We start from the raw sequence: 21,574 nt of genomic DNA, 5'->3' as shown, positions 1-21,574 counted from the left end.
TTGTCCGCAATTAAAGTTTTCTATTTCTGGTTTTTCTGGCAAGCACAGCCATAAGCAGAAACGAAATCCCTGTTACTCTGGAATAATAAAGTAGTGAACGTTCGGTGTAATGTTTTACTAAACCAACCCTTCGTTTCACTTCGTACTAGAACCCGGAACACAGAATTAGACACGATTCAAATGAGTATCCTTAAATTCTGTTGGATACTTTAATCCATATCCAACCATCCTATCCATTCCAATATGGGCTGACCATATTAAACCAATTGCCAGAACAGTCTGATTAGATACTATGAAACCACAGGTAATAATAGCTATCGGTATAGTATATGTATGAAAAAAATTATAAAGAATTGAACCAACCTTATTATTTAATAGATACCCAAGCATTGAAATATCAGGTACTAATAACAGGATTAGAAACAATATCCAGCTAAATTCGCTATACCCATAAAAGAAAAGGCTTAGTGCTAAAACTGCAGCACCTTCTATGTGCAAAAGTAATCTCATCCACTAGCCACCTCCTATCCCCACTGCTTGTTTGAATAAACCAGTTAATCCTCTTACGTTGCCCACCAATAAAAAGATTCATTTTAGGAAGTTACCTAGCAAGACTGTTTTTATTTTACAGTTGATTTCAGTTCTTCATTTCTGACTTCTAATATATAATTCTCATACACATGTTCTTTCCCACCATTTTTCTGATACCAGTCCTGAACTCGTTTGACGTGAGCCATGTCGCCTCTTACTTTTGATTCAACTTCTAAGTATTCCTCATAACTGTCATATTCCCATATAGCAAAGATTTCTACGGTATTATCAGCATTTTCCTTCATCCACCGCCCTGTTAAACGAGCGCCATATTTTAATTGATTCGGTAAGTTTGTGTTATTAAAATGAGCATTAAAAATATCCACGAATTCCTTTTTTACAATATATAACTTCCTTCTATAAAACATATAGACTACTCCCCTCTCTTTATTTATTAATAAATACTAGTAAGCTTGCACTCGCCAAGCCTATTATCACAATTAAATTCACAGTAAAAAATGGCTTTGGTGAAATATCCGAGCCATTTTTCTAATACCTATTGTTAAATTAAAGCTACCCTATAATTTAATACTCCAATTGACGCAAATACAAGTGAATCTCTTGTTCACTCAATTTTTTATGCTGTATTTGCGAATCTTGCTGTCAATTTTCTTTTGCTGTTACTTCCCTTACTAAATCCATTGATAAATTGAAAAATAATTTCTCCCCAAATACCTGCTGTACCACGGAATCCCAGAAAAAATCCCATTTGTTCGCTTTCAGTAAGCGACAGCTGCGTGTTTTCCTCAAATTCTTTTTTATAGTCTTACTGAATTATAATATGAGATTCTTTATTCTTTAATGCGAATAGCAATTCTTCAGCGTTATTCGCCTTAAAGTAACCAGTATTCTCTTTACCTTCCAACACATTAACCCCCTAAAAAGCTTAATACCTAATTCAATTTTTAGATAAACTATTGAACAAAATGATCCGATTACGATAAACAACTACCGTTCTTACAATTTCCAGCTATTAGTGGAACAAGAAGCGCAATTCCTTATTCAAGAAAAACACCCGTTAACGAAAGAAGGGTAATATCGAACTTTACTATTTAATGTATTCTATATCTTCATCAAAACCATCAAGAACTTCCTCTTTGTTATCAGAATAGTAAACCCAAAACTTTACTTCCTGTGAAAAATCCTCCGTAAATTCAATTGTAGTTTGAGTTAGTTTTGCGGGTTTTCCAAACACTCGAACATCTTTAACATCAGTGTCTTCTGGTTGAATAATCGTAACAATAGGGGCCGTCCCTTTATGACCAAGAGAACTGGTTTGTATGGATACCCAACTAGTAACCCATTCCAGCCCATTTGAGTTATTTTTTATCAGCATAGAAGTTAAGCCGTTCCTAGTGCTATAAGAATATACATAAATGTAATTTCCTTTAAGGTCATAATCAACAATATCTTTTGGATTATAACTATTTTCTTTTACGATGTTTTTAATTTGTTCTTCTAAGGATTGATTTTCTTGTGTTGCATTTTCACTTCCTTCGTTATCATTATTTTCATCGGTTGTACAACCGAATAGAACAAATACTACACTTAAAGATAATAATAGTTTTTCAAAGTAATCCCCCAGAATTTTTAAATAATTTTTCTTATACAATATACATACGGTTACACATATTTTAAAGTTTCAATTTGAAGTTATCTAATATCATAATTTTCTGAAATAGTTAACAAAATAAAAAGACCGATTATAATGTCGACCTTCTTGACCAATCTTAGACTCGTTAATGGAAAGAGACATATATAGTTAATTCTACTTAACTCTTTCGGCTATGTTGAATATGTTAATTAATTTAATTTCTGTTTCTTTATTATGACGGGAAAAGACCGTCGGTAACACTTTTAATTTTATATGAGCTTGACCATCAGTAATTTCACCTTCAGTATTCTTGAAATTATATATAACTGATACAGTAATCTCAAACCATCTAGGGTCAAGCTTCTTGTGTACTAGCTTTAAATTAACTATTTCCTTATTAGCATAATGCCAAAGAATAAATCTCTCACTATACTTATCACGTAATATTTGCTCAACGTCGGGCTTAATTATGTATAATATAATCTCTTCTGCCGCAGCATAAGACTCTAAAAGATCATCTTCAGTATCGTCTCCAGTTTGGGCATTATATTCATTCGGTGTTAGACCAAGAAATAGAATTAAGCAAATGCTGGTTATAGTCAACTTTTTCACTATACTCACCTCAGCGTTAGCTTCTTCCAATACTAACTTACTATTCAACAAACCCTCTTCGTTGAACCTATTGAACTAAAGAACCCTTTTAACAGAAGAAATAAGTTACTGTTATCTTGTAGAATAATCAAGTATTTCTTGATAAAGTTCGTTCCAGTCGTGATAATATTCTATTACTTCACCTGGATTTATGAGAACTCTTTCTTCCGCTTCATACTTGGCTTCAAAGTCATGTAATTGGTCAATTTCCATACGATAGATCACCTGATAGCCTACTTTTGGATAAGCACTACTTTCGTGCCATTCCGGGTTCTCATTGTGGTCAACTACTATATGACCTAAAAGAAGTGATTTCCCCGTAACATAACCCTCCTCATATGCTTCACGCTTCATACATTGTTCAGGAGTCTCTTCATATTTAATATGACCACCAGGAAAATCCCACCCTCTATGGTTTAGATTAACTAAGAGTAGCTTATCATCTCTAAAACAAAATCCGTGAACGCTTGTAATCAATTCTCTTGGAGGAAGTTGTGTATCAGGCTTCCAAGTTAATTTTACTTTTGCGTCTCCCCAATTCACATATTTTGTTGTCACTTTTCCTCTTCCCTTCATTAGAATTGCCATTTCTCTTATTCAATAATTCTGATATTAGGTCAATAACTTACTCTCTCTTCTAACCTTAACATAATATTCCAATTCATAATCGAAAATTTCTGGACAATAAAAGAAAAGACCGACCTTAAGTCAGTCTGCTTATTTAACTATTGCACCCGTTAAATGTACAAGATAACGTTTTTTTCTAAAAGAAATAATGAAGGTTCTTGTTTTCAAAATGAAGTATTATAACTAATGTATTAAAGAAGCTCTCAAATCTTTAACGCCATATTCCAAATAACCCTTTAAACAAGATAACATATAGACCCAACCTTCTTTTTGACCAATCATTTTGTTTACTATTTCAGGGTCATCTTCTCTCAAACCTGATTCTGTTACTTCAATAATTGTACTCTTATCATCCAACTTTTTTAGTGTAATTGTAACAACCGATTCTTCACCATGTTCCGCTCCCCATGAAAACACGATTTTCTTACTTTCCTCCACTTCTAATATATTTATAACCCCTTCTGCTTCGTATTCATCATATCTCAATGTAACCGACTTGCCTTGTTCCCATCTTTCAGAACTTGATGAAAACCAATAGTTCCCGATTTTTACAGGGTCTACTATAGCTTCAAATACCTCATTAACTGACTTACGTATTTTCATTTTTGTAGTTACCTGTGTATCCATTGTAAAATCAACCTTCCTTTCTTGTTTTTCATTATTATACACATTCTTTTCATTTGAATCGAAATCCTTTACTTAGTATAAGGATTCTTTCACTAAGCTGCTCCTATAGTTGGACAATTGTACCAGAACAAGATTTCTAATTTATTTTATTTTTTGGTCTTAAGAATAACGATTTATCAAGAACTAAAGATAAGTCTATTTGTGGAAGTTCACGTTGTATTAGTTCGTACATTTCCTCAATTATTACCTCTAATTCTCTTATAGAAACCTTTGGGTCATCAAGAAAAATAGACTCTAAGCGATTTGATATATTTTCAGGAGTGATTTCCATTGAACTAAGTGTATATTTTTGCCACTTAAAGGCTGGATGGTGTACGAATTGACGGTTTAAACCGAACAATACTCCCATTAAATTGGTTTGAACGGCTACTATCACTTTATAAAGCATTAACCAATCTTTTCGCTCAAGTAAAGCCTCACGATTATTCCATCTGTTTCCTAAAAAAATGTTCTCCTTTACCATAGCCACACTTAATTCATAAGGGTATTTACTTACTTTCTCTTTCAAACTATTAATAACTAAATCACCGCTGAGTGTAACTCCGTTATAAACCGCAGCTACAATACATTGCTTATCTAAATCCGTATCATAAGATATGATCACGTCACTTATAACTTTGTTAATTGTTTCTGTTAGAAAATTGCTTATTTCTAATTTTACACCCTGAGTTATGAATGTTTCTGACCATTCCTCATCTTCATATGGGTGAAAGTCAATAATATTACCATTTAATTCTACGATTGGACCCTTCCTTTCCTCGTCAGAAGGGGCTCCCTTCCAAAAAACAAATAGTTCAATATCCGAATATTCATCATGCCAATTTCGTGATACGGAACCTCCTAATAAAACGGCTTCAACTTTTGGATTTTGTTCATAGATATTTGCTATATCTGATGCCAATATTTTTAAATTCACATAACCTCTCCCTTTCGGAAACCTTTTTTACTTCTTCAATTAACGCAGCCTTTAATTAAAGTGTACTAATTCATATCTTAAAATCTATCTACTAATAATTTTATTTACTCAACTGAAGTACCCAGTGTCATTCCACCGTCTACAACAATTTCTGTACCCGTACAATAAGAGCTTTCATCAGAGGCAAGGAATGCTACAGTTCGAGCAATTTCAATTGGTTGTCCAATACGTCCTAAAGGTACTGAATCATAATAAGTAGGAACATGTTTGCCATGAGTAGCCATTTCAGTTTCGACTCCACCATGATGAACCATATTTACTCGAATTCCTTTTGGTCCTAATTCAATAGCTGCAGCTTTTGACATTGCAACCACAGATGCTTTAGTCGCAGCATAAACAGAGGATTGGCTAATTGGAGCAAATGCAGAGATCGACACATTGTTTATAATGGAGCCTTTTTGCTGCTTTTCCATTTGTGGAATAACTGCCTGCATCCCCATAAAAACACCAAGTTGATTAACATTAATCAACTGTTGATAATCATCTATGGTCGTCTCTGTAAATGGTTTACGTTTTAGAGCTCCAGCATTATTCACTAACATATCAAGCTTACCGAATTTATGTATGACCTTATCAACCGCTGATTTCCACTCTAATTCTTTTGTGACATCTAACTGAACTGGAATGGCGTGGTCTTCGCCAATCATCCTAGCCACACCTTAGCCTCATCATAGTTTCTGGCACCAACCCCTACCATAGCCCCCAACGTGGCAAGATGCTGAGCAATAGCTTTCCCCTGTCCTCGATTAGCCCCGTTGACAAGAATTGCATGGTTGTTTAAACACGACATATCCTCACTCCTTTTTTTAATCACTGTTTATATGATGCTCTAACATACAAAGGACTTTTAAACTCTGATTTCACCTTAACATTAGCATTAAGTAAGCGTAATTTTCACCTAAAACAATTTGGGCAGTATCTTCAGCTAATTGTTTCTCCTTAATTTAAGTAAATGCTAGTCTAGTTATACTCTGACCATATTCATTCATTAAAAACTCCAGTAATTCATCTTTGCATTGTTCATACTGATTCCCCATAGGTACTTCCCTTCCTCAGATAATATCCTATTTAGACGACACTATGGAAATTTGGTTCTAAAAAATAACGAATGTTCCAAATGAAAAAGTGCATTACTTTATAAGTTAAATGCACTTTTACGAATTATTTATTCACTTATTCCCTATGCTGACTGATTCATCTTCAGACTTAACAACAGTACTATTAGGTATTATAAAAGCTTTGACATGTAGTATTCGTCAACAAAATCACCATCTATAAACAATGAGTGTTTTTTAGTTCCTTCTGTTGTAAAGCCCATTTTTCGATACAGAGATAAACCTGATTCGTTTTGTGTCACTACTGTAAGTTCCAGGCGATGAATATTGTTACAGAGTGCCCATCGTTCCAACTCTTCCAATAGCTTTGAACCTATTCCCTGTCCCCTATATTCCTTTAATATTCCAATAACAATATAAGCGGAATGTTTATTTCTTCTCGCCTTACCGCCAAAAGCCATTAAAAAACCAACTAATTTGTTGCCTGTTTCAGCAACAAGTATAGTAGAGTTCCCCTCTTCTTCAATACTCTCTATCATCTTTCGTTGTTGTGCTGGCAGACTATTTCTCTCGCCAGCCTCCCACAGCATATATTCTGAATTTCCCTCAACTTGCTGCGTAAGATGTGAAAGCTTTTCTGCATCTGAAGTCTTAATTTCTCTTACTATCACTGTAATTCTCTCCCGTACGAAATCATGTTTAACATATTATGACTGTATCTAGTCTTTAATACTAATACTCATCTTCCCATCACGGTAATGAGCATATTTATCTTCTTCAGATAAATCTATAAAAAGACCGTCTTCCGTAACTTGAATAAGTTCTTTCACCTTTTTTTCATCACCATTAACTTCAATTGTTAAAACACTTTCCACCAGTGGAGGGCCAACATCGTCGGTTCGAACATCCTGAATCTCAAAATCATTTAGTTGATATCCTTTTTCTTCTAAATAACTTATTTTTTCCGTAAATCTCTCCTTGGCTTCCGATTCACTTAGCGTTGTCTCCTTATCGTAATGCTCATCGAAAATCAGTAACTGATTAAAAGCCTCGTCGTAATTTTCATTAACTAAAGCAGTGTAATAATTTTCCACACTATTTTTAGCATCGCTGGATACACAGCCAACCATAATAATACTTAAACCCAGCAATGTAATTAATAATATGTTTTTCAATTTTTCCCTCCTAGAGTTAAAATCGTGCGTGAGTAAGTTTTATACCTGTTTGAATTCCCAACAGAAATAATATTATTGTTGCAAGTGAAGCGAGTATTGTAGAAATTTTAAAATAGATTTAAAGTTTATTAACGTACATATTTTCCACTTTTTTAGTACAAAATAAGAAAGTTAGCAACTAACTTATAGATGATGTGTACCCTTTAACTTAAAACTTAATTTATAACTTCATTTGTATTACGATCTAAGGTTTGAAAATAACTTATTATTGCAGCTACAGCGCAACAAACACCGCTTAATAACCAAATATAAAAAAAGATCTTTCCTCCTGTAGTGGGGGAGTTATAGATAAAATAACTAAGTAGAAATAATCCTCCACCTAAAAAAGAGAGATAATACGCAAACCATTTATGTCGTCTCCTAAAAAAGTGGTATCCAATAAGAATTAACAAATATATACTACTTATTACCATAATTACGGGAAAAGTGGGTAGAAATTTAGCAGCATATATAAAATGGTCAAGTTGTGATATTTGATTACTGCTTTGAACTTCGTCATAGAACAATTGAGAAAATGGTGTTGAATGCTTCCACTCCCAAGGGTCATTTAGAATCGCACTACCTTCGTACCAAGTTGCAGCAGTGGAAAACAACAGCAGGATTGATGCTATACCAAGCTGGACCAAAAACCAAAACACATAATCCACAGCCTTTCTAATAAAATTTATCCAATAAGTAATAGGCTTATCTTGTCAAACTATCTCACCGCGTCTCGTCGAAGATAAGGATTTTAACTTCGAGATAACCACTTATTAAGAGAGCGATTTCATCTTTAATTTTACGATTATACATTTGTAATTATTTTAACATAAAATAACATTTATATATTTTAATTTTTCGAATAGTTTAATCTAGAGAACTTGGCTTATGGCCAAGCTTTAATAGCGAATGCCTTAGTTGCGCTTATGCAGTAAGTATTTCTTTCTTAACTGGCAAAAATAAGACCCCCCTTAGGATACAGTCCTCGTGCTAAAAGAAACTTAATTAAATCACATAAATCTCTTTTGCAAAAAGTATTGATCAAAACCTTTGGGATGATCTTCAATGACGCCAAAAATTTCGTACCCGTTTTTTTGATAAAACTCAGGAGCCTGAAAGCTAAATGTATCCAAGTATATCAATCTGCAATCATTCTCTTGCGCATACTTCTCTAATTTCTTCAGCAAAATACTTCCATATCCCTCTTTTCTATAACTTTCATCAACCCACAGGAAATCAATTATTATATGATTCCAAAACATGTTTCCGGTAATGCCACCCTTAATATTTCCAATATCATCTTTTAGTGTAAAACCAATGTTCTTATTAGGAGTTTTAAGATGGTCTGGCAGCTGCTCCATGTTGTGGTCTATTACCTTCTTTTTTATAAATTCGCTAGTTTCTTTTGTCCAATGATTAATTATTTCCATAGTAGTTCCCCCATAATTCCCAGCATTTTGTCATATTTTACAATGCTACTACAAAATGACATTTTATAGAAGTTTTGGAAACCCAATAGGATATATTAAATCTTGATAACATATCAAATTGATGCCACTTTTACACCTCTAGAAACGATAATAGTTATGAATAATGAAATTATTCATAACCAACCTAAGTACTCGATTGAATTTTCTTGAGCATGAATCTGTGAAAATAGCAGCTTCTCTATGAAAATCGCGAATATATATTTAAGATTTTGGGCATAATGCCAACTATAATGAAAAATTATGGAGGTGATATATATGAAGAAACTAGTATTATTAACTATATTACTTGTTTCAGCTATGGTGATGACTGCTTGTGGAGGTGAAGATGAAAACTCAAAGGAAAATTCTAACCAATCTAATGAAGATGTTAAAAGCCAAGAAGCTATGAGTACGATGAATGACATGGTTAAAAGAATGGAAGAGCTTGACTATACTTCAATTGACTTTGATGTCATATATGATGATCAAGAATTTGAAGGTGAAATCGAGAAAGATAATAATTTAGTGGAATCCGAGTTTTATGATCCATTTAACAGTGTAGATGAACGCGGGGCAGATGCTTTTGATGCCATATTTCCAATTGTGAAAGACCTGGAACTGAAGCAAGACATGACAGATGAAGAAGCTATTGCAACATCTCTTAAGGCGTTTAGTATACCTGACAATTTCTTAAAAGCCGTATTACAAGTTACTTTTAAAGATGGAACGGATAAAGTATATGAAATAAAGATGAATGAAATGTAAAAGCGTATTTTTTATGATAAAAAAATAATTACACTTAAGGCATGGAAACGCTCGTTTTCATGCTTTTTATTTTTCAACCAATTTTACCTATATTTCCCACCCAACTTTTTCTTCCCAAAAGACTATTTCCCAAGTTTACGGGCAAATTACAAAATAATTAGACCATAACTATCGTGAAAGAAAGGTGTTTTGCATGCGAAATAAAAATGTATGGTTAGTAACACTGGGAATTTTACTGTTAATAGGTGTTGGTATTTTCTCATTTCAATACGAAAATCCTGATAGTGACACGGCGGATCCTGAACAAGGTTTACAGAACGACAACCAAGATGAAACTAACGTCGAAAAGCAAAAAAATCCTAATGGTAAAGAACACTTCTCAGTCCAACATAAGGAATATCCGGGAGAGGTTACGCCCGATTTTTCTCCTGAAGAACTAATAAAGCCTCCTTCAGGTAATTGGTTAACGAACGGTGGAAATATATATAATGGTCGGTACTCCCCATTAAACAAAATTGATACTTCCAATGTCAGTGATCTAAAAGCAGAATGGATTACTAGTATGGGAACTGGCCACGAATTCAAATACTCCGGGGAATCTACCCCACTTGTGTATGATGGCGTGATGTTTAATGTAACTGGAGAAAACCATGTTGCAGCAATCGATGCAACAACAGGAGAATTCATTTGGGAGTATAAGCCTAAACTCCCGAAAGGATTGGATACGCTTTGTTGCGGATGGGCAAACCGTGGTGTTGCACTAGGAGATGGTAAGGTGTTTATTGGTTTGCTGGACGCAAGACTAGTTGCCTTGGACCAGAAAACCGGTGAAGTATTATGGGAAACGGTAGTTGATGAATGGGAAAAGGGATATACCATCACAAGTGCTCCACTCTTTTATGATGGAAAGGTTTATACCGGTATTGCAGGTGGGGAATACGGAATAAGAGGTTACGTTGCGGCATATGATGCAGACATTGGCAGACAAGTCTGGAGAACCTACACTCTCCCAGAGCCAGGTGCAAAGGGATCAGAAACATGGCCGGAGGATAGTGAAAACTGGTTAACAGGTGGAGCACCTGTCTGGCAAACACCTGCAGTTGATCCGGAATTAGGGCTCATTTATTTTGCAACTGGGAATTCGTCACCTGATTTAGATGGAAGTAATCGTAAAGGAGATAACCTATATACAGACTCTGTAATGGCTTTAAATGCGGATACAGGCGAATATGAATGGCATTTCCAGGAAGTACATCACGATATTTGGGATTATGACCCAGCTAATCCGGTTGTTTTATATGATGTCAAAATGAATGGCGAAACGAAAAAGGGGATAGCTCAAGCCGGTAAGACTGGATGGGTATATCTACTGGATAGAACAAACGGGGAGCCTCTCGTTGGTATTGAGGAAAAACCTGTACCACAAAATAAAAATCAAAAAACATCACCTACTCAGCCGTTCCCAATTGGGGATTCCTTTGTACCGCAAAAAATTACGAAAGAAGATATAGAACGAGACTTACCTAAGGAATTTGATGGAAAGTTCGGAAATATATTCACACCATTTTGGGATGAACCAGTAACCGTGAAGCCGTCACCTCAAGGTGGAGCAAATTGGCCACCTTCTGCCTACAACCCAAACACAGAACTTTTTTATGTGCTGGGTAATGATAATTATTTTTCATATGCCCATTATGCAGAAGATGAGGAGAATAAATTTGAAGTGGGTAAAGAATGGCTGGGAAGTATCTGGCAGCCTGTAGAAAAGTCACCTAGTCGAGGCACGGTAACTGCAATCGATATTAAAACGAATAAAATTGTTTGGCAGAATGACTGGGATACTATTGCATATAGTGGAATTTTAACAACTGCCGGGAACCTGATCTTCACTGGACATAATGACGGAAGAATTATCGCGTATGATGCCACCAATGGGGAGAAAGTGTGGCAATTCAAAACGGACGCAGGAGCAAATGCCCCACCAATCACTTATAAAGTCGATGGGAAGCAATATATCTCCATATTCTCAGCCGGAAATTCACTTGCCGGAACACAGCATGGAGATAAGATCTACACTTTCTCATTAGAAGGAAAATATGAATCCCTGGAAGATATTCCTGAGGACGACGTTACGGTATCACCTGCAAAAGAAGAAATGGACTTCAATCAAGGCAAACAGGAAGACAAAAATGAAGTTTCCGTGGACGAAGGACTAAAAGTGTATGAAAACAATTGCTTATCCTGCCATGGTGCAGAAGGTGCAGGCGGTCACAATGGACCAAATTTACAAAACATCAACATGAATACAGAACAAATTATTCAACAGATTAAAAACGGAGGCGGCAACATGCCTGGATTTGAAGGTACGTTAACAGAAGAAGAAATTAAAGCTGTAACAGAATACATCAGGAGCCTTTCTGAAGAAGAAGGATAAAAATTAAAAAGGTAGTTGTCCATTTTCCAGGACAACTACCTTTTTATGTTAATCTGTGGATGCTTTTTCTGTTAATGGAATTTGAATTAACCGATCATCCTTTTCACTTGGCTCGCCACGATCATCATGATTATTGGTGATCGTAAACAATGCCTCGTCCTCAATCATAATATCTCTTAACCTTCCTGCATCTCCAAAAAATTCACTGACTTCACTGCTCGCTATATCATAAGTGAAAATATTGGAACCGGCTAATGACGCTACAAATAATTGTCCATCATTAAAGGCCATTCCAGACGGTGCCCAAGTGTCATCACCAGAATGATGAATAGGCTCAATCATGTCAGATGCTTCTTCGTCACCCTCGATTACAGGCCAACCATAGTTCTGCCCTGCTTTGATAAGATTGATCTCATCATGACCGGACTCACCATGCTCCGAACTATAAAAATTTCCTTCGTAGTCCCAAGCTAACCCCTGTGGATTTCGATGACCAAACGAGTAAATGTAGGAATTATCAAAAGGGTTGTCCTCTGGAACTTCGCCATTTAATTCCATTCTTAAAATCTTACCCGCTAAATTATCAAGTTCTTGAGCTTTTTCAGCTTGACCAGTATCACCTGTAGTTGCATATAGCATCTCATCTGGACCGATTTGAATTCTGCCACCAGTATTTATTTCGCCACCTGGTATGCCCTCAAGGAGAACATCCTCTTCCGTCCAAATATTATTTTTGAGTGACATCGAGATAATTCTATTAAGGATTTCACCATCTTCCTGATAAGTATGGTAAGCAAATGCCATTTTAGAAGTATTAAAATCTGGCGCTAAAGTAAAGCCAAGAAATCCGCCTTGACCCTCATGGAGAATATCTTCTGATACTTCAACATCCTGAACTTCTACTAAACCAAGATCTCCATCAATTTGAATCACGGACCCATCACGTTGACTTAAGAAAAAATTATTGCCACTCTTGTTGATTGTCCACGGTATGAACAAGTTATTCGCATTGATACTTCCATCATCCGAAGCTACGACTTCAACCGTCTCCTCTGTTACTTCAACTGCCTCTTGTTGGAAAGGATCTTGATTCTCCTGATCCTGTAATTCATTGTTGTCTTGACCTGTATTTAATGCAAATACAAGTCCTCCCAAAAAGATTATTCCTAGTAAACTAAGATATATAGTTTTATTCAAAAAAACCACCTCAACTTCTTTTAATTTTCGTCACTAGCATCACCTATTTTCAGACTATTTATACATAATAGAATTATTATTTATTAGAAAACTTGGTATATCGCCATGCCTTAGTTGCATTTATGCAATAAGAAAGGATTTATACTTTTGTATGAAAATACCTCTCTAGCTCGATTAAAAATTCATTTTCATGATAGATGGTGACTGCACATTTCGGATCCACGGAGGTTTAACTGCTAATAAAAGGCTTAACGAAATTCTTTCTAAGCCTTTTATTTTTTAGCGGACACAGGAGACGCTATTTCTATAGAAAAGTCGTCTTTTCGAAGTTATCCGGCCACAGAAGCCCTTATTTCACATATATCATGGTTAATAGATGGTATTTGTAACAAATAAGGTCTCTGGTGTCCGCAAAAATCTCAAATTTTCATGATAGATGGTGGCTGTACACTTGGCAGCCATGTTGGTTTATTAACTGCCAAAAAAATAATCGTTCCACTTAGTTAGTGGAACGATTACACTTTATCAAGCTGCTTTTTATCAAGTTTGCCTATAGATGTATATGGCATATGTGTAACGAATGTTATTTCTTTTGGCACCTGGTATCTAGCAACCTTAGAACTTAGCCATTCAAGAAGCTCCTCTTCTGTTGCACTAGCATTTTCCACTAACTGCACAAATGCTGTTAATCGTTGGCCAAATTGTTCGTCATTTATTCCAATAACAGCCACATCTTCAACCGCGGAATGCTTGATTAGTATCTGTTCAACTTCTATTGGGTAAACATTCTCTCCTCCTGAAATGACCATATCGTCCTTTCTGCCACACAAAAAATAGTACCCATTTTCATCTCTGTATCCTAAATCACCTGTTTCAATCCAGGAGCTGTTTCTGTTACTCATCGACCAGTCATTCCTGACACAAAATTGTCCAATTTCACCAGTCTCAACTTCATTCATACGTTCATCCAGAACCTTTAATCGCATGCCATTTATTTTTTTGCCAACGGTAGATGCTGAATAGTTTAAATCCTGTGGTGTTGCGATGAAATTCAAACCAGCTTCCGAGGTCCCGTATAGGTTGTACAAGACATCCCCCAGTTGATTATATGTCTCATCTACAAGTTTTGTACTGAGCTTTGCACCTCCTGATGCAATACAGTGGAGGCTCCTCAAATCTTCTGCATTCGTTTTTAACATTCGCTGCAGCATTAGCGGAACAACTGTGACTACTTCAACTTGATGTTCACGAATCAAATTGCAGGCTTTTTTAGCATTAAATCCACTGCTTATTACTGCTTTCTTCCCTAAAGGAATGAATAAAAGCAATACTGCTAATCCATAACCATGGTAGATTGGAGTCCCAATATAGGCAGTATTATAGTCTAAAAGCCTTAACCTACTGATAAAAGCTACAAATGGATTCAAATAATTAAATAATGATGCCTTATGCGCTGCATCTTTAGAAACTCCAGTGGTACCACTTGTTTGCAGCACAATTTTACTCGTGGAAGTTCTGGGTAGTCCTTGTTTTTCATGACCATTTGAATGAAGGAGGTTATTAATGGCCGGTAAGTGATCATGATAGCTTAAAATCTTATCATTAGAATAATGGGATTGTTCAACAAGGGAATTTAATTCAGCGTCATAGATAAGAACATCAAAATCATGGCGGTCAATCAGTTCATTAAATTGGCTCTTACTTATTTCAGCATTTAGTAAGTATACATCTGCTCCTAACCTGGAAACAGCAAAAAGAGACTTCACCATCGATGCATGGTTTTTACATAATAAAGCTGCCTTTTGCCCACTTTCAAGATGAACATTTTCCTTCAAATCCAAAGCAAGCCTTGTGGATTGTGCCAGGAGCTGCTTATAACTTATTTCCTGATTGTCATCAACTAGCGCAATTTTGTCAGAATACTTCTTTTCCGCAAAATAGAGAAGGGTCATCAGATTTATTCCACAATTAAATGTGGCAACAATCAACCTATACAACCCTAGAGGTGATAGCAATTTAATTTTATGTAATACATAAACTAGTTTTATTATCCTCAAGTTACTTCCCTCTTTTTCTTTTAGCTGATAAATCCGGCAGACTTCTGAGAAAGACCGACGCTAATTGCCCAAATATTAACCACCAGGGCTGATATTTTTTCCTCTTTGTATACATGAGCTTGCTGATGATACTGGCGATTTGTTCGGCTGACATAGCAGGGACATTACGATAAGAAGCTGTTGGTCGAATCATTGGAGTTCTTACTAATGGGAGATACAATGTTGATGTTGACACTCCTGCTTTTTTCAATTCCGGGGCTGCTGATCGTAGCCACACATCAAAAGCTGACTTAGATGCTTGATACGCAGCAAAGTATGGTACTGGTGCTAGCAATGCGTTTACTGTAGATATATTAATGACTTGTCCGTGATTTTTTTCAAGAAGAGGAATGAGTGATAACAACAGCCTCACCGGCACAAAATAATTGATCGCCATTGTTCGGGTGAAATCATGATAACGATCCAGCGAATCCTGGATCGAACGTCTGATAGATAGTCCAGCATTACTGACAAGTATATCCAACCCACCCGGCAGTTGGTGTACAAATGTTAGTAAGCCATCCATTTCTTTCTCATTTCGAAGGTCTGCACTATAAATACTTACGCTAGCAGCTTTATTTTCGATTTCACGTTTCATAGCCAAAAGCTTTTCCTCTCTTCTGGCCACTAAAATCAAATGACTATCTTGATTTGCTAGGTAATAGGCTAACGCTTCGCCAATACCAGAACTCGCACCAGTAATCAGGATAGTCCTTCCTTTAAGTTCGTTTCTGAGATTCTCTTTGTTTAAATATGTAGGTAAAAATAAACATGCTTCCAGCAAACTAGATTTTTGCATAATTACACCTGTTTCATTTGTTATTAAGATTAATATCTTTTCCTTGCCATACTGTTTTTCAATTATACCAGTCCATCTTTTCGATTGATTTTCTTAAAAACAAACAGCAGCTATTCAACCAATTGTTCTCATAATAGGTATTAACTCATTCGAAACTAATTTAACTTACATACTGTTGAAATAAGAGAAAAAAGGAGGTGCTATAATATGTCAAATAAAGACAGGTCACGGGATAGACTTCGAAGCTATAATGATGTTAGAAACGCTAGACAAAAAAACAAACAAAGGCATATGAATGATCAGACAAATGATATAGAGAGTATTTGTGAACGTTTTGCCGAAATTTTAGATGCAGAACCTGACGTTACAAATGGAGTTTGTGTTGCTTCTCGTGTTAGGGACCTTGAAGCAAGCATTATGGGTCGTGAAACCAATTCACCTCTAGTATTTCCACAGTTTTTTTCATTTGAGAACTTTGATGATGAAGGAAATACTCTCAATTTAGGAGAAACAGTCATTTTGCAACATGAAATTAATTCATTTGTTGAAAGATTAGTAGAACAAAATATTCAATTTACTGCATTTCACAACCACTGGTTATTCGATGACCCAAGGTTAATGTATGTCCATTTTCAGTCAATAGAACCCCCATTAGTATTTGCACGAAAAACTGCAAATGCTTTAGAACTGTTAGACGGTTAAAAATAATAATATAATTATTGGATACTCAAATGGGTGTCCTCATCCATAATACAGCTCCATAAAGTTTATGAGTGTCTAATATAATACCAATTAAAATTGCAAGAAGGCTAGTAATCTTTTTCAAAGTCTCCAGCATATCTGTTGTGGTATCTACAAACCTCCGAAATACTGGCGGAACCTTTGTTTTCTTTCACTAAAACCTATTGGCGGATCCTCGTTCCACTATATGTCTATTTAGACTTAAATTCCATTGATTTTGTGCTTTTAACGGAATGAGGATCCGCCTCACCCCTCTTTGGGCCGCTTTTCTTCCATTTAGCGGAACGAGAATTCATATCGCTGGCTCCATCACTTCACGTATACTTTTTCACAATCCCTGCGTACATTTTAACACAAAATATTCAGAATTCCTCATTTAACAAGCAAAGTTATTTATTTTCCAACTCCTAATAAAAAGGACTACCAATACTAATTGATAGTCACTTTTTGACGTTTTTCCTAAGCTAACTTCATGTTACGATCTCCTGAAGTTCCCCAACACCTCAGCCGTTTCACTGATACTAACAAACGCTTGCGGGTCAACTTTTTTAATTAGTGATTTTACTAATGCCAGTTCATAACGGGTAATAACTGTATATAGTACTCTATTTTTATTATTAGAATAGGCCCCATACCCGTTCATAACGGTAATACCACGGATCAAATTTGCAATAAGCTCATTCTTAAGCGCATCTCCCTGACTTGTTACCACTATTCTCCTCTCGCGAATGTATTCTTCAGTTCATGTAAGCCTTTTAAAGGCACATTATTGCTAACTAAACAGCAGTATATGAGTATAATTCAATATCCTTGCCTGTAATCACATCCGTAGATCTTTAATCCCTTACGCATATTTTGGGTCTCCCATAATGTTTTTCAAAACGTTTACACCCTAACTACGGTCATGAGCAAAAAAAGGTTTCTTAAAAACCATCATTTGAATGGTGAGCAATTTTACAATGCTACTGAATTAATTATATACAATCTGCATAAACTATCTTCAAAGTAATTCTAGGAGTGTTTATATGAAAAATAAGTTAGATGTTATAATCGCCTTACTTATAGCAAGTACCATTTTATCATCAATTTTTAGTATAATAATGCTTGTCCTTACTATAAAGCACGACTTTAAAGTAACTGGTGGCAGTTTATTAAAAAAAAATTAACAATTAATTCGCTACAATTTTATTAGGACTAGTTAGTAATAAAAATAGGGAGTTTTCGTACAAATTCATTCCTAAACCCCGTTCCTTTAGCGGATTTATATCAATTTTTGAATAAATCACCAGGTAAAATTTAATAAATCTAATTAGTCTATTAGCAGCTTTTTTGAATTCTATCTCTTGCTTCTTTATTTTATAGATGCACATAGATCAACTGAATATGGCATTTCCAACCTCTTGTAACGAAAAGAGAGACTTCTTACAGTTCAAACTCCTTGTTTCCTTTAGTCAATACTTGTTGGCGGATTCTCGTTCCGTTATTTCATATAAATTGCTCGTTTGGGCTTGTTGACGGATCCTCATTCCGCTATATGTCTGTTTAGACCCTATATTCCATTAATTTTGTGCTATTAACGGAACGAGGATCCGCTTCACCCCTCTTTGAGCCGCTTTTCTCCCATTTAGCGGAACGAGGATTCATATCGATGGAGCTCCATCACTTCACGTATACTTTTTCAAAATCTCTGGGTACATTTTAACACAAAATATTCAGAATTCCCCATTCAATAAAAAAATGACTATCAACTAATTTGATAGTCACTTCACATATACTATTGCCGTTTTTTACGCTACGATCTCCTGAAGTTCCCCAACACCTCAGCCGTTTCACTGATACTAACAAACGCTTGCGGGTCAACTTTTTTAATTAGTGATTTTACTAATGCCAGTTCATAACGGGTAATAACTGTATAGAGTACTTTATTTTCATTATTAGAATAGGCCCCATACCCGTTCATAACGGTAATACCACGGATCAAATTTGCAATAAGCTCATTCTTAAGCGCATCTCCCTGACTTGTTACCACCATCAGATTTAATTTTATATGGCGGGTATGAATGCGGTCGATAACGATTCCGGTAATGTATATCGAAGCCATTGTATATAATGCGAGATCCCAAGAAAAGAAAAACCCGGAGACAAACACAACAATACTATTTAAACCGAAAATTAACCCACCCAAAGGAATATCGTGTTTTTGGGTGACAACAAGTCCAATGATATCAGCCCCTCCGGTTGATCCATAAAAGCGAACAATAAATCCAATTCCTACACCTACAATGACACCACCAAAGACCGCAGAGAGTAATGCGTCATCAGTTACCTTTACAACCGGGATATACTGCATCGAAACTGAGGTGATAAAAACAGAAAATACACTGTTCAGAATAAATTGCTTCCCTAACCTCATCCAGCCAATAATGAAAACAGGAATGTTCAAAATGACCAGCCAAATCCCAGAGTTTATTGGGGAAAGAAGTCCAAAAATCATAGCAAGACCTGTAACTCCACCTGACAACACTTCATGGGGGAGCAAAAACATATTAAATGAGAATCCTAATACAATTGAAAATACAAACAGCACAGTATATTTATATAATTGATACATTGGCATGACACTCCAATCCGATTGAAACAAATTCTTAATGAATTCTAGTGGGATAAAAAATAAAAGTCAATATCTTTTTCCAAAATACTTAGCTGTCCAATTTCTAATAATTGCAAAATAATTCCATTTAATATAGTATAATTTTATTATAAACTTCTCGAGAAATGATGGTGAATAATTCATGAATTATAGTTCGTTAAAAGATGAATACTACCCACTTTTATTAAGTGTTATATCAGCAATAGTTGAAGAGCACCATGATGAAATGAAAACTATTGATGAGTTTAACTTGTATTTTCAGAACAATCCAAACTATTTAAATGAATTAGCTGATACATTCACCAGACATTGTGAAGCATTCTTTTTACCAGAAGTTGAATATCAAAACTTCATAAAAGCGTCTAATACAACAGCTTTCAAATTAGGAATAGCATTTGCAGAAACAAATTATTTTACTGTCGAACTAATTTTACAACTGACCCATAGCACTCGAATGTGTTGTATTCGTCACATGCTTAATGCTCTAAATGAATTCAAAATACAGCCAAACACATCCATGATTATTGAACGGTTCTTTGAATTAACGAACACCAGACAAAATTCCTTTTCTGAAGGCTATATATATAAACAAAATGACATGCTAAAAAATCAAAGTATTACTGACCCGCTTACAGGCCTTTATAACCGTAGATATTTTTATAAATGTATCGTAAAAGAAATGACAAAAGCCTATCGAACCTGCCACCCTATTACCTTAATGCTAATTGACTTAAACAACCTTAAAGAAATAAATGATGAATATGGACATAATGAAGGAGACAAGTTGTTAGAGCACTTTGCTCAAAGCGTTACGAAAGTCAGATCTAACTTTGATAGTGTCTTCCGTTTTGGTGGGGATGAATTCGTTATAATCGCACCTAATTGTAATGAGGAAAACGCCGAGGAAATTGGAATGAGATTGAATAGTGAAATAAGCAAATTTAATTCCAAGGTTTCATTATCATATGGAATCATAAACTTGCCTTTGGTTGAACAACCTGAAAAACTGAACATTGAGCATTACTTAAAAATTGCCGATGACAGAATGTATAAATATAAAGCTCAATATAAAAATACCGTGGTAAATTAATAAAGCAGAGCTGCTGAAGCTCTGCTTATTCGTTAGAATCCGTTCAGTAAATATCTGTATCGATCAAATGGAATTGAACTTTCATTGTGCTCAATAATAACAGATTGTAGCTTACGAACAAAGTGATCTCGCGATGGCATTGCGTACTCTGCCAACTTTTTAAATGATGGTCTTATAATTAAATTCATCAAATAAGCTGATTGTGAAGCTCCTCGCTTTCTTCGACTGTTCAATTTTCGAATCATTTTTCCTTCGGTCAGGATTCCTGGTCCATGTCCAAAATAAAGACCATTCCCAAGAAATACTGCATTTTCTCCTCTTGAATAAGAGGCTCTTGGATCAAAGTCCGGATTGTTAAAATAGACAACATCTCCAGGTATGAATTCTTCGGAATAAAAATTTGTTAACCCAAGGTCTGTGTCAGCATGCCAGCTGTAAATATAGATGTTTGAGAATAATTTATTGAAGGATAATTCACCGATTACATTTAAGACCGAATGATAGTAGATAATAAGCATTGCCCCTGCACATTCAAACGCATATAAAGAACTATTCCTGTAAATGTCTCTAATTGCTTCAGAAGGTTCTACACCTTGCCTGAGCTGAAATCCTCCTACTTGTGTTAATATCCAATATTGAGGATTACAGCGGGAGTCTTCAAATACTGCGAATCGTGCCCTGCTTTGATTCATTGCCCTCGCACCTAACATGATGTTCTTGCGCAGCTTTAGTTCAAATGCTAATTCATCTGGGGTTTGATAGGAATAAACTGTCGGGGACTCATTCATTACATGAATAATCATTTTTTCATCATTACCTGTATGCCATATATCACTCTGCTGAAATGGCTTCCCTGCTATTTGAATCATATATTTAACCCCCCATCTTTTTAATAGACTATTCATTCATAGGCGAATAATTGATTAAAAATATCTATG

21 protein-coding genes and 2 pseudogenes are annotated in these 21,574 nt (G+C 35.5%); 5 read left to right on the top strand and 18 right to left on the bottom strand.

Annotation, left to right across the window (positions count from 1 at the left end; translation table 11 throughout):
- Positions 1-165: 165 nt before the first annotated feature.
- The 12 genes and pseudogenes from BLS02_RS12620 to BLS02_RS12560 form a co-directional block, all read right to left on the bottom strand.
- Positions 166-510 (bottom strand): DUF4260 domain-containing protein, encoded by a 345-nt coding sequence (locus tag BLS02_RS12620; protein ID WP_092493394.1) that lies wholly within the window; start codon positions 508-510, stop codon positions 166-168.
- A gap of 110 nt (positions 511-620) precedes the next feature.
- Positions 621-959, bottom strand: coding sequence for an NIPSNAP family protein (locus BLS02_RS12615; protein ID WP_092493393.1), 339 nt, complete (start codon positions 957-959; stop codon positions 621-623).
- A gap of 680 nt (positions 960-1,639) precedes the next feature.
- Positions 1,640-2,203: a hypothetical protein gene (locus BLS02_RS12605; RefSeq protein ID WP_092493392.1), complete on the bottom strand. Its 564-nt coding sequence runs from the start codon at positions 2,201-2,203 to the stop codon at positions 1,640-1,642.
- A 156-nt stretch (positions 2,204-2,359) separates the two neighbouring features.
- Positions 2,360-2,845: a hypothetical protein gene (locus tag BLS02_RS12600; protein ID WP_092493391.1), complete on the bottom strand. Its 486-nt coding sequence runs from the start codon at positions 2,843-2,845 to the stop codon at positions 2,360-2,362.
- Between the two features lie 63 nt (positions 2,846-2,908).
- Positions 2,909-3,394, bottom strand: coding sequence for an NUDIX hydrolase (locus BLS02_RS12595; protein ID WP_092493390.1), 486 nt, complete (start codon positions 3,392-3,394; stop codon positions 2,909-2,911).
- Between the two features lie 252 nt (positions 3,395-3,646).
- A complete protein-coding gene (locus BLS02_RS12590; protein WP_092493389.1) occupies positions 3,647-4,090 on the bottom strand; it encodes an SRPBCC family protein in 444 nt (147 codons plus the stop codon).
- Between the two features lie 136 nt (positions 4,091-4,226).
- Complete coding sequence (locus tag BLS02_RS12585) at positions 4,227-5,066, bottom strand: DUF4037 domain-containing protein (RefSeq protein WP_092493388.1); 840 nt, start codon at positions 5,064-5,066, stop codon at positions 4,227-4,229.
- 104 nt (positions 5,067-5,170) lie between these two features.
- Positions 5,171-5,916 (bottom strand): annotated as a pseudogene (locus BLS02_RS12580) (SDR family NAD(P)-dependent oxidoreductase).
- A 438-nt stretch (positions 5,917-6,354) separates the two neighbouring features.
- The gene (locus BLS02_RS12575) at positions 6,355-6,852 is read right to left on the bottom strand and encodes a GNAT family N-acetyltransferase (protein WP_092493387.1); all 498 of its coding nucleotides are present in this window, start codon (positions 6,850-6,852) and stop codon (positions 6,355-6,357) included.
- A 48-nt stretch (positions 6,853-6,900) separates the two neighbouring features.
- On the bottom strand, positions 6,901-7,356 hold the full coding sequence (locus tag BLS02_RS12570; RefSeq protein ID WP_092493386.1) for a hypothetical protein: 456 nt from the start codon (positions 7,354-7,356) through the stop codon (positions 6,901-6,903).
- Between the two features lie 215 nt (positions 7,357-7,571).
- Positions 7,572-8,054 (bottom strand): YjdJ family protein, encoded by a 483-nt coding sequence (locus tag BLS02_RS12565; RefSeq protein ID WP_092493385.1) that lies wholly within the window; start codon positions 8,052-8,054, stop codon positions 7,572-7,574.
- A 351-nt stretch (positions 8,055-8,405) separates the two neighbouring features.
- On the bottom strand, positions 8,406-8,825 hold the full coding sequence (locus tag BLS02_RS12560; RefSeq protein ID WP_092493384.1) for a GNAT family N-acetyltransferase: 420 nt from the start codon (positions 8,823-8,825) through the stop codon (positions 8,406-8,408).
- Positions 8,826-9,140: 315 nt separating this feature from the next.
- Between BLS02_RS12560 and BLS02_RS12555 the strand changes: the two genes are divergently transcribed.
- Together BLS02_RS12555 and BLS02_RS12550 are read left to right on the top strand one after the other, a co-directional pair.
- Positions 9,141-9,629, top strand: a complete 489-nt coding sequence (locus BLS02_RS12555; protein ID WP_092493383.1) for a YusW family protein — start codon at positions 9,141-9,143, stop codon at positions 9,627-9,629.
- 193 nt (positions 9,630-9,822) lie between these two features.
- Positions 9,823-12,063, top strand: a complete 2,241-nt coding sequence (locus BLS02_RS12550) for an outer membrane protein assembly factor BamB family protein (RefSeq protein ID WP_092493382.1) — start codon at positions 9,823-9,825, stop codon at positions 12,061-12,063.
- A 48-nt stretch (positions 12,064-12,111) separates the two neighbouring features.
- Here BLS02_RS12550 and BLS02_RS12545 read toward each other — a convergent pair whose 3' ends face one another.
- From BLS02_RS12545 to BLS02_RS12535, 3 genes are all read right to left on the bottom strand, one after another.
- Positions 12,112-13,269 carry a PQQ-dependent sugar dehydrogenase gene (locus tag BLS02_RS12545; protein ID WP_439144718.1) on the bottom strand — a complete coding sequence of 386 codons (1,158 nt, stop codon included), beginning with the start codon at positions 13,267-13,269 and terminating at the stop codon, positions 12,112-12,114.
- Between the two features lie 506 nt (positions 13,270-13,775).
- Complete coding sequence (locus BLS02_RS12540) at positions 13,776-15,317, bottom strand: AMP-binding protein (protein WP_217633962.1); 1,542 nt, start codon at positions 15,315-15,317, stop codon at positions 13,776-13,778.
- Position 15,318: 1 nt separating this feature from the next.
- Positions 15,319-16,155: an SDR family NAD(P)-dependent oxidoreductase gene (locus BLS02_RS12535; RefSeq protein WP_092493380.1), complete on the bottom strand. Its 837-nt coding sequence runs from the start codon at positions 16,153-16,155 to the stop codon at positions 15,319-15,321.
- A 207-nt stretch (positions 16,156-16,362) separates the two neighbouring features.
- Here BLS02_RS12535 and BLS02_RS12530 point away from each other — a divergent pair, with 207 nt between their 5' ends.
- Complete coding sequence (locus BLS02_RS12530) at positions 16,363-16,857, top strand: DUF1259 domain-containing protein (protein ID WP_245736139.1); 495 nt, start codon at positions 16,363-16,365, stop codon at positions 16,855-16,857.
- A gap of 514 nt (positions 16,858-17,371) precedes the next feature.
- On the opposite strand, the pseudogene BLS02_RS12525 reads toward BLS02_RS12530, so the two are convergent.
- Positions 17,372-17,611 (bottom strand): annotated as a pseudogene (locus BLS02_RS12525) (YitT family protein); the annotation flags it as partial.
- 310 nt (positions 17,612-17,921) lie between these two features.
- Between BLS02_RS12525 and BLS02_RS18995 the strand changes: the two are divergent.
- Positions 17,922-18,062: a hypothetical protein gene (locus tag BLS02_RS18995; protein ID WP_175559492.1), complete on the top strand. Its 141-nt coding sequence runs from the start codon at positions 17,922-17,924 to the stop codon at positions 18,060-18,062.
- A gap of 626 nt (positions 18,063-18,688) precedes the next feature.
- Here BLS02_RS18995 and BLS02_RS12515 read toward each other — a convergent pair.
- Positions 18,689-19,507, bottom strand: coding sequence for a YitT family protein (locus BLS02_RS12515; protein ID WP_092493378.1), 819 nt, complete (start codon positions 19,505-19,507; stop codon positions 18,689-18,691).
- 181 nt (positions 19,508-19,688) lie between these two features.
- Between BLS02_RS12515 and BLS02_RS12510 the strand changes: the two genes are divergently transcribed.
- Positions 19,689-20,636, top strand: a complete 948-nt coding sequence (locus BLS02_RS12510) for a GGDEF domain-containing protein (RefSeq protein WP_092493377.1) — start codon at positions 19,689-19,691, stop codon at positions 20,634-20,636.
- 32 nt (positions 20,637-20,668) lie between these two features.
- Here the strand turns inward: BLS02_RS12510 and BLS02_RS12505 are convergent, their stop codons facing one another.
- Positions 20,669-21,505, bottom strand: a complete 837-nt coding sequence (locus tag BLS02_RS12505; RefSeq protein WP_092493376.1) for a protein-glutamine gamma-glutamyltransferase — start codon at positions 21,503-21,505, stop codon at positions 20,669-20,671.
- Positions 21,506-21,574: the final 69 nt, after the last annotated feature.

This window comes from Virgibacillus salinus (assembly GCF_900102415.1).
In the GTDB taxonomy this organism is placed as follows: Bacteria; Bacillota; Bacilli; order Bacillales; family Amphibacillaceae; genus Lentibacillus; species Lentibacillus subterraneus.
The sequence above is the reverse complement of the archived record's forward strand: the minus strand, read 5'-3'. Positions and strand labels throughout refer to the sequence as shown.